The organism is Sporosarcina saromensis (assembly GCF_033253735.1).
Classification (GTDB): domain Bacteria; phylum Bacillota; class Bacilli; order Bacillales_A; family Planococcaceae; genus Sporosarcina; species Sporosarcina saromensis.
The window spans coordinates 361,819-379,989 of sequence record NZ_JAUBDI010000001.1; the positions used below are offsets into that span (position 1 = coordinate 361,819).

An 18,171-nucleotide genomic window follows, 5' to 3' on the forward strand; every position below is an offset into this window, starting at 1 on the left:
CAAATAGAAGGAGTTGGTCATTTGCGTGTAAAGTGTGTACTTTGTGACGAAATCGGGAAACTCCCCGATGATCATCCACTCGCGAAAAAGTTAAGGAATCACCCGATTAATACGTATATGTGCGACAACTGCAATGAACGCATTTCGGAACAAACCCATTCTCGTCTGTCGACCGGAAAATTTTCATTTCACCGCAGTTCGCATCCTGCAGAAAACGAATTTTAAAGCATAAATCACAAAGAAAAAACTCCGCCATTATACAGCGGAGTTTTCTTTGTGTTCATTCATCCTTCGAACTCTGTAAATAATCAATATGAGCGCTGCAACTAGAAGTCCTTCCACAATCGGAAGGAAAATCGCAAAAAACGTCAACATGATGCATCCAGCAAAAAGGAAACTATAGACGACAACATTCTGCCATAACTTTATCTTCCTAGCGAATCCTAACTTATATACAATGGCCGAAAGGATGAAAATGACCGCGAACAGCAAGATTCCTGTAACGGATGAAGAAGTCAATTCATAAATCATCCGAACTACAGGAGACATCGCTTCGATTGTTTCTGCATCCCCGATAGTACCATTCATATAGCACATTCCCTTCTGAATAAAGCGATCTTACGCATTTGTATTTTACAGCATTAATGAGTTACATCATTCACCAAGTTTTTTCTTCTTTTGTACACGTTCACGTTCGTTCTTATCAAGAATCTTTTTACGTAAGCGGATGGAAGTAGGTGTCACTTCACAGTATTCATCGTCACCCAAGTATTGCAACGCTTCTTCTAACGAAAGAATTCTAGGTTTCTTCGTCGACACCGTTTGGTCTTTTGTCGCTGACCGTACGTTTGTAGCGTGTTTCACTTTTGTCAAATTGATTGTCAAGTCATTGTCACGTGTATTCTCACCAACGACCATACCTGCATAAATATCAGTTCCTGCTTCCACAAACATGACGCCTCTGTCTTCTAATTGCATGACACTGTATGCAGTAACAGTACCCGTTTCCATTGAGACAAGCACACCGTGGCGACGTCCACCGACTTTACCTGGCGCGACCGGTTTGTAAGAATCGAACGTATGATTAATGATACCATATCCGCGCGTCAACGTTAAGAAATCTGTCGAATACCCGATAAGTCCACGTGCAGGTACAAGGAATATTAATCGAACTTGACCGTTACCATTGTTGATCATGTCGAGCATTTCACCTTTACGCTCACCGATTGACTCAATGATTGCACCTGTATATTCTTCAGGAATATCAATCTGCACACGTTCAACCGGCTCAGATCTTACTCCATCAATTGTACGGATAATTACTTCAGGTTTGGAAACTTGAAGTTCGTAACCTTCACGACGCATATTTTCGATTAAGATCGATAAATGAAGCTCACCACGACCAGATACGACCCATGCATCCGGAGAATCTGTCGGATCGACACGTAATGAAACGTCCGTTTGCAATTGCTGTTCAAGACGCTCCTCAATTTTCCGTGCCGTTACCCATTTACCTTCCTTACCAGCAAAAGGACTGTTATTGACGAGGAACGTCATTTGTAATGTCGGCTCATCAATATGCAATTCCGGTAGCGCTTCAAGGTGATCAACAGGACAAACCGTTTCACCGACGTCGATGTTTTCCATACCGGATACGGCAATCAAATCTCCTGCATAAGCTTCTTGAATTTCAATTCGTTTCAACCCTAAAAATCCATACATTTTTGTTACACGATAGTTCTTTGTCGAACCATCCCGTTTGAGCACTGTAACTTGCTGACCTACCTTCATCGTACCGCGGAATACCCGACCAATTCCAATACGTCCTACGTAGTCATTGTAATCCAACAACGATACTTGGAATTGAAGAGGTTCTTCACGATTGTCGATAGGAGCAGGAATATTTTCAATAATGGAATCAAACAATACTTCCAATGTCTCTTCCTGATCAGCAGGGTTTGGTGAAAGACTCGCAGTACCATTAAAGCCCGATGCGTATACGACTGGGAATTCCAATTGTTCGTCATTCGCATCCAACTCGATGAACAACTCGAGTACTTCGTCAACTACTTCTTCGGGGCGGCCAAATTCACGGTCAATTTTATTTACAACAACAATCGGTTTCAAATTCGTTTCCAATGCTTTTTTCAGCACGAAACGTGTTTGCGGCATACATCCCTCAAAGGAGTCGACGACAAGGATAACACCATCGACCATTCGTAAGATCCGTTCCACTTCTCCACCGAAATCAGCGTGTCCTGGTGTATCAAGGATGTTGATTTTTGTACCTTTATACTCGATACCCGTGTTCTTTGCTAAAATTGTAATACCTCGTTCACGTTCAAGATCATTAGAATCCATTGCACGTTCTTCCACATGTTCATTAGAACGGAAAATACCTGATTGTTTCAATAGTTGATCGACTAATGTTGTTTTTCCGTGGTCAACGTGGGCAATAATTGCTATATTTCGTAAATCGCTACGTGTGTTTGTCATTTTTTCACTCCGTTATCTTTTATCAGATGATTAACTGTGTTATTATAGCACATGGGAACAGTATAAAAAAACATTTATTTCGAAAGAGGTTACATTTTGAAGAATATCAAATGGGTTTTTGTCATCTATTCTATTGCGGCAGTTTTAGCGATGTGTGGTATTGGAATTGCTGTTGCCATGCGTAGTATTCCCGTTGCCCTCATTGCTATGCTAGCACTTATTTTCGTAATGGGGAACGGCTTTAAAACGAAAAAGAAGATGCGCGAAAAAGGCTTACTATAATTTGCAAAAGGAGACTGCATGCGTTTAGCAGTCCCCTTTTTTTATTTCAAACGAATGTAGTTGCTTAAAATCGTTTCATGTAAGCCTGGTTTCGCAACAAGAAACGTATCTTGTCCAAGTAATTCAGGCTTATCCCCCAGCATATTTGTTGCAATTGCTCCAACTTCTTGAGCAATCACCATCCCTCCTGCTATATCCCATGGGGACAGGCGCAGTGACATGTATGCATCAATTCTACCGGATGAAACATAAGCTAATTCAATCGCAGCCGAACCGTATGACCGTGTCCCTCTGCATGTATGTACCATTTTCGCTATCGGTTCGTTTTCAATCCGACGATTGGGAGCGACCCAACTTGCGTTAACGCCAATTATCGCATTTTCGAGCGGTGTGTTCTCAAGAATCGGCAGTTTTTCATCATTATAATACGCACCTTCGCCTAAAGCCGCGTGATAAAAATCGTCATTCATCACATCATAAATATAACCTAACATACCGATTCCATCTGCATAGATACCAAGTGAAATTGCAAAATTTCTTTTCTGATGAATAAAATTCATCGTACCGTCAATCGGATCAAGCATCCAAACGACACCATCTAGGGCGGTGATTTCGTCGCCAAAACCTTCTTCCCCTAAAATCCGGTGCCCAGGAAAGTCTCGCTGAATCCGTTGAATGAAAAACTGTTCAATTTGTCGGTCAATGTTCGTCACCAAATCGTTCGCATCCGCTTTCGAATCAATATCAATCGAAGAAAAGAAGGACATACGGATTTTGTGACCTGCTTCCTTAATCAATGATTTTGCATATTTATCGATTGTTCCCCAATTCATTCCATCACCCCAACTACTTGCGTATTATCTAAGTATAACACAAATACTTTACGACAAACAAAATGCCCCTCACACTGTCCCCCCTGTATTGCGAGAGGTCAGTAGAGGAGCAAATAATGGAACAGTAGTGCTTGTTTATGCAAAAGCATTGAATGTCTCCAGCTCACTATGGATTTCCGTGAGTCTTACTTTACTTTTATCAATTTGTTTTTCATCATCCTGTTGCATGGCATCATATAACGTTGCTAACTCATAATCCAATTCAAGTTGAAGCAACTTCACATACTCTTTTTCAATTTCCGCTTTTCGGATAATATGGACGACCTGTTTCATACGTAACACCCCTTTATTAGAATATCGTTCAACGATGCATTTACTTACTTCTAACGTATGCGGCTAGTTCCGCTTTGGTTAGTTATAAGCCTTCTTGTATTAAATTGTTCCCCATTTTCTGTTACGATAAACGTATAGAATGAAATGAGGGATTGAATTGAAAGAACGATTTTGGGATTCAAAAGATTTTGATGTATTCACGATTGATGGATTAGAAAATAGGATGGACGCTTTGCAACAGACTATACAGCCAAAGTTTGCCGTTATTGGCGAACGTCTTGCCAGCTACTTGTCTGCTCACGGCAAGGGTGAGTTTTTCCCCCACATTGCAAAACACGCACGAAGGACGGTTAATCCTCCAAAAGACAGTTGGGTTGCTTTTGCTCCTGCGAAACGTGGATATAAGGCGTTACCACATTTTCAAGTAGGCCTATGGGAAACACACCTATTTATCATCTTAGCAGTCATTTATGAAAATCCAGACAAAAAAGGAATTTCAGAACGCCTCACCACTAACCTGGACATGCTCACGTCTTTGCCTGACCAGTACGTAATTTCCGGTGATCATATGAAGCCTGATGCAACAATACTCGCTAACATGGATCGTGAGGAACTTGAAGGGATGTTGGAGCGTTTAAAAACTGTCAAGAAAGCCGAGCTTGTCCTTGGAAGGCATTTCTCAAGAGAAATAGCGACGGGCTTTACAGAAGAGGAATTCTTTCGTATGGCTGAGAAGACCATTCATGATCTTCTACCTCTATACGATATTATGACTGCAAAACTAAAATAAGAATGCACAATAGAAAATGGAAGGTGGATCACGTTACGTCCACCTTCCACCTATTTACTCACTACCTCGCTTGAATCATGTCACCGTCCGATGCATCCTTTGCATTTTTCACGATTCGATAGCAAACAAATCCACTTGCCTCTTCAAATTCCTTACATAATGTCTTTTCCTCGGCCATTGAAGGAACTACATTCTTGAATGCGCGGTACGCTTCCATAAACTGCTTTCGTTCAATTTTTGTTTCATACGCCTTCTCTACCGCTTGAAAGAATGCGACGACATCTATAATCTCTTCAGTCGACCAATCATGACGAATCGGATAATTATACTCCATCTTTCACCTACACCTCTCTTACAACCATTTTCGACGAATGCTTTCTGCTTCATTCACCATCCGCTTAAATAAATCTTCGACTGACGGGACATCCGTAATCATTCCAGCTACTTGACCTGACCACCCAAATCCTTCTTTTGAACTTCCTTCATGTATGAATCGTCTATTTGCCTCTCCACTAATAAAGTTCTTAAGTTGGGCATAATCCGCATGCTCTAATTCCATAGAGAGAATCTTTTCAGTCCAAACACCTGCTAATGCTCGTGCAGGTGCTCCAAGCGATCGCTTAATAACCACTGTACTTGTCTCGTCTGCTTTGAGTAAAGCATCTTGGTACGCTTTTGAAGCATGAACACACTCCTTTGTAGCGATGAATCTTGTACCCATCTCAATTCCTTCAGCTCCAAGTGCATGAGCAGCCATCCAACCACGTCCATCCCCAATCCCACCTGAAGCAATGACTGGAATGTTAACAGCATCAACGACTTGCGGCACAAGAACTATCGTGCCAACATCGTCCCTACCTAAATGCCCTCCACCTTCTTGGCCAACAACCATGACTGCGTCCGCTCCAAGTGATTCAGCTTTTACCGCTTGCCTCTTTGAAGCCACAAGTACTAGCTTTTTGACGGATGCATTTTTCACATAGTCAAAGAATGGCGCAGGATTTCCCCCTGTCACAGACAACACTTCAACCTTCTCCTCTAACGCCACGTCCAATAGATGTTCATATGGTCTACCATGTTGTCCAATTGCAAAATTCACACCAAAAGGCTTTGTTGTCAGCGCCTTTACTTTGCGAATTTCCATACGCAAAGCATCCGGAGACGGTAAGCTCATTGCAGTGATTTGCCCTAATCCTCCTGCTTCAGAAACCGCTGCAGCCAACTCTGCATATGCAAGATACGCCAAACCACCCTGAATGATCGGATACTTAATCCCAAGCAGTTCAGTTATTTTTGTGTTCCATTCCATAACCCCATTCCCCCATTCAATCATTTAATGAATTAATCAGCATATCCTTGGATAGACTTCGGATCGACAAATTCATATCCTTTTTCTCGCAAACCATTCACAATTTCTTCTAATGCATCAGCCGTCCATTCCCTATCATGCATTAATAAGTTCGAACCATTGCTCAACAGTTCCGTGTTCACTATAATATCTGCAATTTTCTCTTTCGTCATGTACTCTTTTACAAAATCGTAGCCATACGACCAATTCATCAATTGCATTCCTTCTTGTTCAGCAAGTGACCTGCTGAAATCTGTATTCACTCCAAATGGCGCACGGAAAAACTTCGGTCGTTCCCCAGTTACTGCCTCTACAGTATTACTAACTGATAGTATTTCCTCACGTTGCTCCTCTTCCGTAAGCGACTTCAAGTTCGCATGGGTTTTCGTATGGTTGCCAATTACAAAGCCCATCTCATAGATTTCTTTAAGGATTGCTCTTTTTTCATCAGTCTCAATGAAATGCCCGTTTACAAAGAAGATGGCAGGTGCATCCAACCTCTTCAATGTCTTCGCCATGTCTAGCGCACGCTTGTCCGGTGCATCATCAATTGTCAATAACACAACTTTCGGATCTGCCTCACCGATTGGTTGAATTGAATAGTTTGTCGGATTAATTTTATATAGAGGTTCCTCCGGAAGTTCTAATTCTGCGCCTTCTTTCACTTCGTCATCTGTCTCACTCGCCTGGTCCTCATCCACTTTGCTAGCTTCATCTCCAGCTTGTTCCTCATCAACGGAATTGTCTTGCTGTACTTCTTGTCCATTGTCTGCTTGCTCATCCGTTTCACTTTGAGCGCTGCAAGCAGCGAGTACAAACAATAGCACGAACATTATGTATACTACTTTCAATTTCATAAATCCCATCTCCTCTTTCTCTAGCTGAGTAAATTCATACTAACATGTACCCAATAGACGTATCAAACAAACGAAAGCATATTACTTGGAAAGAAATTGCACGACAAGAGTTCGTTACATTGCAAAACGATTTTTAGTAATACACATAAAGTCTTCACAAATCTACGAGCTACATAAAAGACGTCCGGGATAATCATCTCCGGACGCCTCTTTTTCAAACCTATTATTTTGTAATCATATGAACGGGTTTACCTAGCGCAACTTCAGCAGCTTCCATTGAAATTTCGCCTAATGTTGGATGCGCATGGATTGTCATAGCGATATCCTCAAGTGTCATACCTGCCTCGATTGCCAAACCTAGTTCAGCAATCATGTCAGACGCGTTTTCACCGACAATTTGTGCACCTAACAGCAAGCCGTCTTCTTTACGAGAGACGAGTTTTACAAAGCCATCTGTCGCATTTAATGCAAGCGCACGGCCGTTTGCTGCAAACGGGAATTTGCCTGCTACGACATCAAAACCTTCATCTTTTGCCTGCTGTTCGTTTAAACCAACAGTTGCAAGTTCTGGATCCGTGAAACATACAGCTGGGATTGCCAAATAATCCACTTCTGATTTTTCTCCAGAAATCGCTTCTGCAGCCACTTTCGCTTCATAAGATGCTTTATGCGCAAGTTGTGGACCAGATACGATATCACCGATCGCAAAGATGTTTGATACACTTGTACGGCATTGTTTATCCACATCAATCAACCCACGATCAAGGAACTTAACGCCTAGACCTTCTAGACCAATTTCATCCGTATTCGGACGGCGACCAACTGTAACAAGTACATAATCCGCTTCAACTTTTTGCTCTTCACCTTTTGCTTCGTAAGTGACAACAACACCGTTATCGGATTCTTCAACGCCTTTTGCAGAAGCTTTCACTACTACATCGACACCTTTTTTCTTCAATCCTTTTTTAACGATTTGCGTCATTTGCTTTTCAAAGCCAGCAAGAATATCATCTGCTCCTTCGATAATCGTTACTTTGGAACCTAGATTTGCATACGCAGAACCTAGCTCAGTTCCGATGTAACCACCACCGATGACAACTAAATGTCCAGGAACTTCTTCTAAATTCAGAGCACCTGTAGAATTGATAACACGTTTAGAGTACTTGAAAGATGGAATTTCTACCGGACGTGAACCTGTTGCAATAATCGCATTGTTAAACTTGTATGTTTGAGAAGACTTTTCATCCATAACTTTCACCGTATTCGCATCGACGAAATACGCTTCACCTTTAACAATATCAACTTTATTGCCTTTTAATAAGCCTTCTACGCCACCAGTCAATTTCTTGACCACACCATCTTTAAAAGCTTGAGCTTTCGAAAAATCCAATTTCACATCGGTTGCTGTAATTCCCATATCGTCAGAATCCTTCGCGGATGCGTAACGGTGTCCTACTGAAATCAATGCTTTGGAAGGGATACAACCTACGTTCAGACATACGCCACCTAGTGTGTCTTTTTCAACGATTGTTACTTTCTGACCCAACTGTGCAGCCCGAATTGCTGCTACATAACCTCCAGGGCCTGAACCTACAACGAGTGTGTCCACTTCAATCGGAAAGTCTCCTACTACCATTTGCTTACGCCTCCATTAATAAAAGTTCTGGATTACCGAGCAATTTCTTAAGATGGTTCAATGCTTGTTGACCTGTAGCACCATCAATTACTCGATGATCGAATACCAATGATAATGCTAACATAGGTGCAGCTACAATTTCACCATTTTTTACGACCGGTTTTTCAGAGATACGGCCGATTCCTAAAATCGCAACTTCTGGGTGGTTAATAATCGGCGTGAACCATTGTCCACCTGCTGAGCCAATATTCGTGATGGAACATGATGCACCCTTCATTTCTGCAGGGCTTAATTTACCATCGCGCGCTTTCACTGCTAATGTATTAATCTCTTCAGAAATCGCAAATACAGATTTTCGATCCGCATGTTTAATGACAGGTACGAGTAGACCACGGTCCGTATCAGCTGCAATACCGATGTTGTAATAATGCTTCTGGATGATTTCCTCTTTTTCATCGTCAAGTGATGTATTTAATTGTGGGAACTCACGCAATGTGGAAACAAGCGCTTTGACAACGTACGGAAGATACGTCAGCTTGATATCCTTTTCTGCAGCAATTTCTTTGAACTTTTTACGATGCGCGACAAGATCCGTTACATCGATTTCATCTAACAATGTCACGTGTGGTGCAGTATGTTTGGAATTCACCATTGCTTTTGCAATCGCTTTTCGAATACCAGACATCTTCTCACGTGTTTCAGGGAAATCGCCTTCAAGTTGTACAGGAGGAGCCGACTCTGTTTTAGGTGCTGCTTCTTCTGCACTCGCAACTTGTTCAGTTGAAGAAGTTGACGTTGCCGGCTTTTGATCACCATTCATGAACGCTTCAACATCTTCTTTTAATACACGGCCGTTCTTGCCTGTTCCTTCCACCACATGAATGTCAACATCGTTTTCACGTGCAAACTTACGGACAGATGGCATCGCAATTACACGAGTTGTTTTTGATACAACCGACTCTTTCGTGTTAGTAGAGGATTGCTTTGTCTCAGATTGTTCTTTCTCCTGTTGTTTCTTATCGAGTTCTTGGCCAGCCTCAGCTGAAGATTGCACTTGTTCTTCAGTTTTCTCTGCACCTTCCTCAGAGTCAGAATGGCTTTCGTATCCTGGTGCATCGAAACGGATGAGGACATCGCCTACTACCGCCACTTTCCCTTCTCCCACAAGGATTTCTTCTACTGTGCCTGTAACAGGGGATGGGATTTCCACCACTGCTTTATCGTTTTGAATTTCAAGAAGCGTGTCGTCTTCATTGATTTTATCGCCTTTGGCAACAAACCACTTTACAACTTCACCTTCGTGAATCCCTTCTCCGATATCTGGCAAACGGAATTCATATGCCACAAGATTCACCCTTTCTTTTTGTCAGAGCAAGACTCTGTATTAGAATGTCAGTACTTTTTTAGCCGTTTCAATAATATCATTTGCATTTGGTAACCAAGCGTTTTCTCCTTGCGCGAACGGATATACTGTATCAGGTGCCGCTACACGTAAAACAGGCGCTTCCAAACTTAAAATTGCACGCTCTGTAATTTCAGAAACGACGTTTGCTGCAATACCCGCTTGTTTTTGTGCTTCTTGTACAACGATTGCGCGATTTGTTTTTTCAACAGAACCGATAATCGTCTCAATATCCAATGGTTGAATAGTACGTAAATCGACAACTTCAACAGAATAGCCGTCTTTTTCAAGTGCTTCAGCAGCTTTCAAACTTTCGTGTACCATCGCACCGTATGTGATAATTGATAGGTCTGTACCTTCACGCTTCACATCCGCCTTACCAAGTGGAATCGTATATTCCTCTTCAGGCACTTCTTGTCTGAATGAACGATACAATTTCATATGCTCCAAGAAAACTACTGGATTCTCATCTTTAATTGCCGAAATTAGCAATCCTTTTGCATCGTAAGGTGTTGAAGGAATGACCACTTTCAACCCAGGTTGAGAAGCAACAAGCCCTTCGAAACTATCAGCATGCATTTCAGGCGTCGCAACACCCCCACCAAATGGAGAACGGATTGTTACAGGAGCATTATAATGTCCGCCGCTACGGAAAGATTGACGAGCCAACTGACCACTAATGGAGTCAATCACTTCATAGAGGAAGCCAAAGAACTGAATTTCCATCACAGGTCGGAATCCAGTCAATGATAGACCGATCGCTAACCCACCAATACCTGATTCAGCTAATGGTGTATCGAATACTCGATCTACACCAAATTCTTTTTGTAGACCTTCAGTAGCGCGGAACACACCACCGTTTGCGCCAACGTCTTCACCGAAGACGAGGACGTTTTCATCATTTTTAAGCTCCGTGCGCATTGCATCGGTAATCGCTTGAATCATCGTCATTTGTGCCATCGGTTACTTCGACTCCTTCTCTTTATAAATGTCATATTGTTCTTGTAAGTTGTATGGAAGGTCGCCCTTATACATAATGTTAATGAAATCTGTCACTTTCTGTTTAGGAGCGGCATCCGCCTTTTTGATCGCTTCCTTGATTTCTTCTTTGGCGCGTTCAATCACAGCGTTTTCTTTCTCTTCCGACCAAATGCCTTTAGCCTCAAGGTATTTACGGAAACGAATTAACGGATCGCGTTTTTCCCACTCGTTATCCGTTTCAGATGTACGATAACGTGTCGGGTCATCTCCAGCCATTGTATGTGGACCATATCGGTAAGTCATCGCTTCGATCAGCGTCGGACCTTCTCCGTTAATGGCACGTTTTCTAGCGTCGCGTGTAGCAGCATATACTGCTAATGCATCCATTCCATCTACGAGAATACTCGGAATACCAGCTGCAATCCCTTTTTGTGCAAGCGTTTTCGCAGCTGTTTGTAGCTCTCTAGGTGTGGAAATTGCATATTGGTTGTTTTGAATGACAAAGATTGCTGGAGAACGGTAAGCTCCTGCAAAGTTGATCCCCTCATAGAAATCACCTTGTGAAGTACCGCCATCACCTGTATACGTCATTGCAACTGCTTTAATGCCACGTTTTTGGAATCCGAGTGCAACTCCAGCAGCTTGGATGTATTGTGCTCCAATGATGATTTGAGGCATGAAAATGTTCAAACCTTCCGGAATAATGCTTCCTTGATAATGTCCTCGTGACCATAGGAATGCCATATGTAATGGTAAACCATGAAAAACGATTTGCGGTACATCACGGTATCCTGGAAGAATAAAATCTTCTTTCTCAAGCGCAAAGTGAGAGGCAAGCTGTGACGCTTCTTGCCCTGCAGTTGGCGCATAGAAACCTAGACGTCCTTGTCTGTTTAAGGAAATTGAACGTTGGTCTAAGATTCTCGTATACACCATACGCGTCATTAATTCTGTTAGCTCTTCATCTGATAAATTCGGATCGGCTTCCTTGTTTACAATTTCGCCTTCTTCATTCAAGATCTGGAACATTTCAAACTGATCTTCAATAGAATGAAGCGTTTCCACCGGATCAAACTGCTTGTCTTTTTTCGCAGCCATATCGGCAACTCTCCTTTATATCTGTATTATGTTCTATCACTTTCAATAATGATACAATCTCTTCCTTACTCAGTATACTGAAGACAGACAAATTGGTCAATCATTGTATTTAGTAGGATTGGCCAGCATAATCATAAGTGAGATTCATTCATTCCGACTAAACTGTACTACTACAATATCAAAACTGTATTATAATAGATTCTAAAAAAATGCCATTAAAAAAAGTGAAGATGCTCGGTCTCCACTTTTCATAATTCCTTTATTCTTCTTTTTCTAAACTCGAAAAAACGTCTTGTTTAAGATCATTAACAATCTTTGTTGCTTCATTGAACTTTGCTATCGCGTCTTTGACAACTTCGTTTTGCTCATTCACTTCTTTAACTTTTTCTTTTAAATCCGCTAACTCTACATTTTCTTTCACGAGCAATGCATAAAATTCTTTTTGTTGGGAGGAGAGTGCTCTGTATGCTTCAATGAATTGATCATGTAAATCGTAGCGGTCTTGTACAGCGCGATTAAGTTCCTCAATTTTTTTCTTTTCAGCTTCAGATGCTTTTTCTGCAATGGACTCCAGTTCTGTAACGAAACCCTTTGCTTCATGCATTGCAGCTTCTTCTTCCTTTAGCTGTGCTAATCTATCTTCAATAGACTTCTCAAGCTCAGCTACTTTATTACGTAACTGATCTACATCTTCTTTTGTTAGTTCCATCGTTTCGGTGAACGTTTTTTGTTCTGTTTGCTCTAACTCCGTTAAAGTACTTTGGGAACTGCGATATTGCGCTTCAGAATCATTCATTTTTGTTAGAGTTTCAGAGAGTTGGGACTCCGTGGAAGAACCAATGCTACAAGCGGATAAGGCCATTACGCTAACCGCAATTATACTATAGATTTTTTTATTCATAGTCTTTCCTCCAATCTGTTTTTCACTATATCGTTAGTAAGTGTTTATTTCAAGCATGTACAAAACTCTTTATACCCTTTTCTTCTTGGATTATAATACGATAACAGAAATACGAGTAAGAAGGAGAATAAAAATGATCGAAATGAAAGATATCGTCCGTGAAGGGCATCCAGCGTTAAGGACAGTAGCTACGGAAGTCACCTTCCCGTTAAGTGATGAAGATAAAAAATTATGTCATGATTTGCTAGAATATATCATTAACAGTCAAGATGAAGAATTAAGCATTCAATACGGATTGCGCCCAGGCATCGGGCTAGCAGCTCCTCAAGTAAATGTTTCTAAACGCGTATTTGCCTTACACATTGTTGAAGAGGGAAAAAAACCATTAAGCATCGTTGCAATTAATCCTAAAATCATCAGCCATTCGGTGGAAATGACTTACTTGACATCTGGAGAAGGTTGCCTATCCGTAGATCGCGATGTAGAAGGATATGTCCCACGATACGCAAGAATTACCATTAAAGCGTTCAATCCAGATGGCCAAGAATATACAATGCGATTGAAAGGCTTACACGCAATTGCTTTCCAACACGAACTGGATCATTTGAATGGTGTCATGTTTTATGACCATATCGACCAGGCAGCACCTTTCAGGGACATTCCTAACGCTATTCCTTTTGAGAGGAATTGAACTGAACAACAAACCCGTTCTCCTACAAAAAAAACAACTTGACAGAGAATTCAATTAACGTTATACTGGTTGTAAGGAGTGATATGCCCATGTACAAGCGCCTAAAACGCAAATTGTTAAAGCGGCTCAACGGCATACTCGGTAGAAAGACAATTGCATAAATTCACGCCTACCAAGTCATTTGGTGGGCTTTTCTTTATTTTACGCATCCGACATGCTAATATGAAGAGAATGATTCCAAACGAACGTAAAAAGGAGAGTTTACCATGATTTACAAAGTATATTTCCAAGAAAACGCTACTCAAGTTCCGATTCGCGAAAATACGAAGCACGTTTATGTAGAAGCTGATTCAGAAAAATCCGTCCGCGAAAAACTAAAAGACCGCAATTATAACATTGAACTTATCCAGCTCCTTGAAGGTCCACATCTCGAATACGAGCAAGCATCTTCACATTTTGAGCTTGAACAGGTCTGAGCACTATGAAATTGATCAAGAACAATGAAACAGCTGTTTTCGCTTTAGGCGGACTTGGTGAAATCGGCAAAAATACGTATTGTGTGCAATTCCAAGACGAAATTATTCTCATTGATGCCGGTATCAAATTTCCAGAAGACGATCTTCTCGGAATCGACTATGTTATTCCTGACTATACGTACTTAGAACGGAATATGGATAAAATCAAAGGTTTATTCATCACACATGGACACGAAGATCATATTGGCGGGATTCCGTACTTGTTACGGAAAATCAACGTCCCCGTTTATGGGGGGAAATTAGCGTTAGGCCTTCTGCGTAACAAACTCGAGGAGCACGGCTTACTCCGCACGACAAAAATGATTGAAATTAAAGAAGAAGATATTATTAAGTTCCGAAAAACTTCGATTTCATTTTTCCGTACTACACATAGTATCCCGGATGCATTTGGAATCGTCGTCAAAACACCATCAGGAAACATCGTTCACACAGGTGACTTCAAATTCGATTTCACTCCTGTAGGCGAACCTGCAAACTTAGCAAAAATGGCAAAAGTCGGAAGTGAAGGCGTCTTATGCTTGTTATCAGATAGTACAAATGCGGAAGTCCCAAATTTTACAATGTCTGAAAGAAAAGTCGGCGACAGTTTGAATGAAATCTTCCGAAAAGTAGATGGCAGAATAATCTTCGCTACCTTTGCTTCCAACATCCATCGACTTCAACAAGTGATTGAAGCTGCTGAAAAATACGGAAGAAAAATCGCTGTATTTGGGCGTAGTATGGACAATGCCATCACAATTGGTCGAGAACTTGGTTACATTAACGCACCGAAAGACTTATTCGTCGATACACAATCGCTCAATCGCTTACCTGCGAACGAGGTGATGATTCTTTGTACAGGTAGCCAAGGTGAACCGATGGCTGCGTTATCCCGAATTGCTAACGGCACTCACCGCCAAGTACAAATCCAACCTGGTGATACGGTCATCTTCTCGTCTTCACCGATTCCTGGAAACACATTAAGTGTCAACAAAACAATCAACGCCCTATTCCGTGCAGGCGCAGAAGTCATTCACGGCGCACTAAATAACATCCATACTTCCGGACACGGTTCTCAAGAAGAACAGAAGTTAATGCTCCGCTTGATTAAACCGAAATACTTTATGCCAATTCACGGAGAATACCGGATGTTGACGATGCATAAAGAACTTGCGATCAGCTGTGATGTTGAACCTGAAAATAACTTCATCATGAGTAACGGGGACGTTCTCGCATTAACCGAAAACTCCGCTCGCATTGCAGGCAAAGTGCCGTCGGGTGATATTTATATTGACGGAAGCGGTATTGGCGATATCGGGAGCGTAGTGTTACGTGACCGTAAAATCCTCTCAGAGGACGGACTTGTCATCGTCGTGGCTACTGTTGATAAAAAACGCAACAAAGTTGTCTCAGGACCAGATATCATCTCTCGCGGTTTTGTGTACATGCGAGAATCCGGCATGATGATCAATGAAGCCCAAAATTTACTTGCGAAAGAGTTACAGAAACAATTATCAAACACTCCATTTGATGCTGGGTCTATGAAAAGTGACATTATCGATATATTGTCCCCTTTCTTATACGACCAAACAAAACGTAAACCAATGATAATGCCTGTTGTCATGGAAGTATAATGCAATAAGGCACAGGCTACACAATAAGAAAAGCCATCTGCAACCGAGTTCTGTAAACACGGTTGCAGATGGCTTTTCGATTACGAATGATCATTTGAGCTTAAGCAACTGTCAATGCAGTGCTTTCTTTTCAAAACGATGGATATCCACATCAGAACCGATGACAATCAGAATATCATTCAGCTCAATTTCTTCAATCGCCTGTGGAGAAACTAGTATTTGGGTGTGCCGCTTAATTGCTACAATATTGACACCATATTTTGCTCGTATATCCAAGTCAATTAACGTGGAACCTGCTAGTTTTTCATTAGCTCTTATTTCCACGATCGAATATTCATCTGACAATTCAAGATAATCGAGGATATTATTGGACACCATATTATTCGCAATTCTCTTCCCCATGTCCCGTTCAGGATGGACTACTTGATCGGCACCGATTTTACGTAATACCTTTTCATGATAATCATTTTGGGCTTTTACAGTAATATGTTTGACACCGATCTCTTTTAATATTAACGTCGTCAAAATACTCGCTTGAATGTTTTCTCCAATTGCAACGACAACATGCTCAAAATTCCGAATCCCTAACGAACGTAACGCGGACTCGTCCGTCGTGTCAGCGGACACTGCCGTTGTTGCAATTTGTGCATATTCCTCTACGCGATCCGGAGAAATATCGATGGCCATTACCTCCGCATCTAATTCTACGAGTTCGTTAACAATGCTGCCTCCGAACCTTCCTAATCCAATGACGACAAATTCTTTTTTCATTTTGCTCGCTCCAATCCGATTGATGGATGAAATTAGTGTATCATACCTAGGAGAAGCCCACAATTACAGTCTACTATTAGCATGTCATCCTCCTATTTCGTACACAAAAACGACGACCGTAAAATGGCCGTCGTTTTTGTATTGTACTTATTTTCGCATTTCATCCAATACACGGTTCACACGTTTTTCAAGCATTTTCATGCCACTTCCACCAGCTTGGAAATGACGTAACTGCCCATCTTTATCAAAAACATAGTAAGCCGGGACATACTGGTTGTCAAAAGCGTCCGTCAATTTTAAATCGCTATCAACAAAAATCGGTTGTGTAATATCATGCTCCGCTGCAACTTCTTTAATTTGGTCCAAGTCCACATCGTCTTCTGAACGTGGCATATGAACAGCGATGACGTTCAACTCATCTTTATACTCATCCCGGAAATTATTCACATCCGGCATCGCTTCTTTGCACAAGTGGCAACTGATTGACCAAAAATGAATGAGGGTAGGCTTTTCCCCTACTAAATCCGCTTTTTCAACTTGCCCATTGAGCCAAGTTGTCGCACCTGTTAATTCAGGCATTTGTTCACGTAATTTCATCGTCAAATCTCCTCCGGTTTAAAAGATCCCCACTGCCTATAGTATGCGTGGGGATCAAATTTGGATGTAAGCAATTGTTTACAACATTATAGAGTTTTTTGACCCGGTCTCCAGTTCGCAGGGCAAAGTCCACCTGTTTGAAGCGCTTGAAGTACACGTAATGTTTCATCCACATCTCTACCGATGTTGTTGTGGAACACAGTTTGGTATTGCAATTCACCTTCAGGGTTGATGATGAAAAGACCACGCAATGCAATCCCTTCGTCTTCGATCAAAACGCCATAGTTACGTGATACTTCGTGGTTTGTATCTGCAGCTAATGGATATTTCAATTGCTCAAGACCATTGTCTTTACGGTCCGTGTTAATCCAAGCAAGGTGCGTGTGGATTGTATCTGTAGATACACCAATTACTTCTGCATCTAAATCTTCGAACTCGTCATAGCGATCAGACATCGCTGTAATTTCAGTTGGACATACAAAAGTGAAATCCATTGGATAGAAGAAAAGAACTGTCCACTTGTCATTCTTCATGTTTTCTTGCAAGCTAACTTTTCCAAATGACTTGTCCGCTAATACTGCTTCCATTGTAAAATCAGGAGCTTGTTTACCTACCATACGTTCTACCATGAATAAATCCCTCCAATAGTTCTTCGTTCAGTTTTTCGTAGTGCTGAACAATCCTTATTCAGAATACCAAATCTACAATATGATTTCAATTATAATAGCTCGAAGATAATAATCATTATTGTTTATACAGTAGAAAACGTCATTTCATTCCTCGATAAACGTGTTCATACTGTGCAATTTCCTCAACTTCTATACGTTTGGTTGCAATTTCCTCTCTCAATCATGGTTTTGTTGTTCTCATTATTAACGGAGTGATCATTATAATGAAAGTATGTGGTATCCCCCAATATGGATCGCAACCTACCCCTTCGCACCATACCCTTCATGCCCCTCCCCAACACAAACCCATTCAAAGAAAACCCTAAAAATGTTTAAAC

General features: G+C 41.4%; 21 protein-coding genes. 6 read left to right on the plus strand and 15 right to left on the minus strand.

Annotated features, from left to right (window positions below; translation table 11 throughout):
- Nucleotides 1-21 precede the first annotated feature (21 nt).
- Nucleotides 22-225, plus strand: a complete 204-nt coding sequence (locus tag QT711_RS01850; RefSeq protein ID WP_317941779.1) for a YlaI family protein — start codon at nt 22-24, stop codon at nt 223-225.
- 30 nt (nt 226-255) lie between these two features.
- On the opposite strand, the gene QT711_RS01855 is transcribed toward QT711_RS01850, so the two are convergent.
- Both QT711_RS01855 and typA read right to left on the minus strand, forming a co-directional pair.
- Nucleotides 256-588, minus strand: coding sequence for a YlaH-like family protein (locus QT711_RS01855; RefSeq protein ID WP_317941780.1), 333 nt, complete (start codon nt 586-588; stop codon nt 256-258).
- Between the two features lie 66 nt (nt 589-654).
- On the minus strand, nt 655-2,496 hold the full coding sequence (gene typA / locus QT711_RS01860; RefSeq protein ID WP_317941781.1) for a translational GTPase TypA: 1,842 nt from the start codon (nt 2,494-2,496) through the stop codon (nt 655-657).
- A gap of 96 nt (nt 2,497-2,592) precedes the next feature.
- Between typA and QT711_RS01865 the strand changes: the two genes are divergently transcribed.
- Nucleotides 2,593-2,778, plus strand: coding sequence for a YlaF family protein (locus QT711_RS01865; RefSeq protein WP_317941782.1), 186 nt, complete (start codon nt 2,593-2,595; stop codon nt 2,776-2,778).
- Nucleotides 2,779-2,819: 41 nt separating this feature from the next.
- On the opposite strand, the gene QT711_RS01870 is transcribed toward QT711_RS01865, so the two are convergent.
- Nucleotides 2,820-3,611 (minus strand): inositol monophosphatase family protein, encoded by a 792-nt coding sequence (locus QT711_RS01870; RefSeq protein ID WP_317941783.1) that lies wholly within the window; start codon nt 3,609-3,611, stop codon nt 2,820-2,822.
- Between the two features lie 135 nt (nt 3,612-3,746).
- Complete coding sequence (locus QT711_RS01875; RefSeq protein WP_317941784.1) at nt 3,747-3,944, minus strand: hypothetical protein; 198 nt, start codon at nt 3,942-3,944, stop codon at nt 3,747-3,749.
- Between the two features lie 157 nt (nt 3,945-4,101).
- Between QT711_RS01875 and QT711_RS01880 the strand changes: the two genes are divergently transcribed.
- Complete coding sequence (locus QT711_RS01880) at nt 4,102-4,734, plus strand: YktB family protein (protein WP_317941785.1); 633 nt, start codon at nt 4,102-4,104, stop codon at nt 4,732-4,734.
- A 61-nt stretch (nt 4,735-4,795) separates the two neighbouring features.
- Here QT711_RS01880 and QT711_RS01885 read toward each other — a convergent pair whose 3' ends face one another.
- The 8 genes from QT711_RS01885 to QT711_RS01920 form a co-directional block, all read right to left on the minus strand.
- Entirely contained in the window at nt 4,796-5,068 is a 273-nt protein-coding gene (locus QT711_RS01885; RefSeq protein WP_317941786.1) for a UPF0223 family protein, read from the minus strand.
- 18 nt (nt 5,069-5,086) lie between these two features.
- A complete protein-coding gene (locus QT711_RS01890) occupies nt 5,087-6,043 on the minus strand; it encodes an NAD(P)H-dependent flavin oxidoreductase (protein WP_317941787.1) in 957 nt (318 codons plus the stop codon).
- Between the two features lie 32 nt (nt 6,044-6,075).
- Nucleotides 6,076-6,939 (minus strand): polysaccharide deacetylase family protein, encoded by an 864-nt coding sequence (locus QT711_RS01895; protein WP_317941788.1) that lies wholly within the window; start codon nt 6,937-6,939, stop codon nt 6,076-6,078.
- A gap of 223 nt (nt 6,940-7,162) precedes the next feature.
- Entirely contained in the window at nt 7,163-8,575 is a 1,413-nt protein-coding gene (lpdA, locus tag QT711_RS01900) for a dihydrolipoyl dehydrogenase (protein WP_317941789.1), read from the minus strand.
- A 4-nt stretch (nt 8,576-8,579) separates the two neighbouring features.
- Complete coding sequence (locus QT711_RS01905) at nt 8,580-9,920, minus strand: dihydrolipoamide acetyltransferase family protein (protein WP_317941790.1); 1,341 nt, start codon at nt 9,918-9,920, stop codon at nt 8,580-8,582.
- 39 nt (nt 9,921-9,959) lie between these two features.
- Nucleotides 9,960-10,937: an alpha-ketoacid dehydrogenase subunit beta gene (locus QT711_RS01910; protein WP_317941791.1), complete on the minus strand. Its 978-nt coding sequence runs from the start codon at nt 10,935-10,937 to the stop codon at nt 9,960-9,962.
- A 3-nt stretch (nt 10,938-10,940) separates the two neighbouring features.
- The gene (gene pdhA, locus QT711_RS01915; RefSeq protein WP_317941792.1) at nt 10,941-12,056 is read right to left on the minus strand and encodes a pyruvate dehydrogenase (acetyl-transferring) E1 component subunit alpha; all 1,116 of its coding nucleotides are present in this window, start codon (nt 12,054-12,056) and stop codon (nt 10,941-10,943) included.
- A gap of 259 nt (nt 12,057-12,315) precedes the next feature.
- Nucleotides 12,316-12,957 (minus strand): YkyA family protein, encoded by a 642-nt coding sequence (locus tag QT711_RS01920; RefSeq protein WP_317941793.1) that lies wholly within the window; start codon nt 12,955-12,957, stop codon nt 12,316-12,318.
- Between the two features lie 133 nt (nt 12,958-13,090).
- Here QT711_RS01920 and def point away from each other — a divergent pair, with 133 nt between their 5' ends.
- The 3 genes from def to rnjA all read left to right on the plus strand — a co-directional run bounded on the left by def (nt 13,091) and on the right by rnjA (nt 15,797).
- Nucleotides 13,091-13,648 (plus strand): peptide deformylase, encoded by a 558-nt coding sequence (gene def, locus QT711_RS01925; RefSeq protein ID WP_317941794.1) that lies wholly within the window; start codon nt 13,091-13,093, stop codon nt 13,646-13,648.
- Between the two features lie 266 nt (nt 13,649-13,914).
- Nucleotides 13,915-14,124, plus strand: coding sequence for a DNA-dependent RNA polymerase subunit epsilon (locus QT711_RS01930; RefSeq protein WP_317941795.1), 210 nt, complete (start codon nt 13,915-13,917; stop codon nt 14,122-14,124).
- Nucleotides 14,125-14,129: 5 nt separating this feature from the next.
- Complete coding sequence (rnjA, locus tag QT711_RS01935; RefSeq protein ID WP_317941796.1) at nt 14,130-15,797, plus strand: ribonuclease J1; 1,668 nt, start codon at nt 14,130-14,132, stop codon at nt 15,795-15,797.
- A gap of 111 nt (nt 15,798-15,908) precedes the next feature.
- Here the strand turns inward: rnjA and QT711_RS01940 are convergent, their stop codons facing one another.
- The 3 genes from QT711_RS01940 to QT711_RS01950 form a co-directional block, all read right to left on the minus strand.
- Nucleotides 15,909-16,568: a potassium channel family protein gene (locus tag QT711_RS01940; protein ID WP_317941797.1), complete on the minus strand. Its 660-nt coding sequence runs from the start codon at nt 16,566-16,568 to the stop codon at nt 15,909-15,911.
- Between the two features lie 147 nt (nt 16,569-16,715).
- A complete protein-coding gene (locus QT711_RS01945; RefSeq protein ID WP_317941798.1) occupies nt 16,716-17,165 on the minus strand; it encodes a TlpA family protein disulfide reductase in 450 nt (149 codons plus the stop codon).
- 86 nt (nt 17,166-17,251) lie between these two features.
- The gene (locus QT711_RS01950) at nt 17,252-17,794 is read right to left on the minus strand and encodes a peroxiredoxin (protein WP_317941799.1); all 543 of its coding nucleotides are present in this window, start codon (nt 17,792-17,794) and stop codon (nt 17,252-17,254) included.
- Nucleotides 17,795-18,171: the final 377 nt, after the last annotated feature.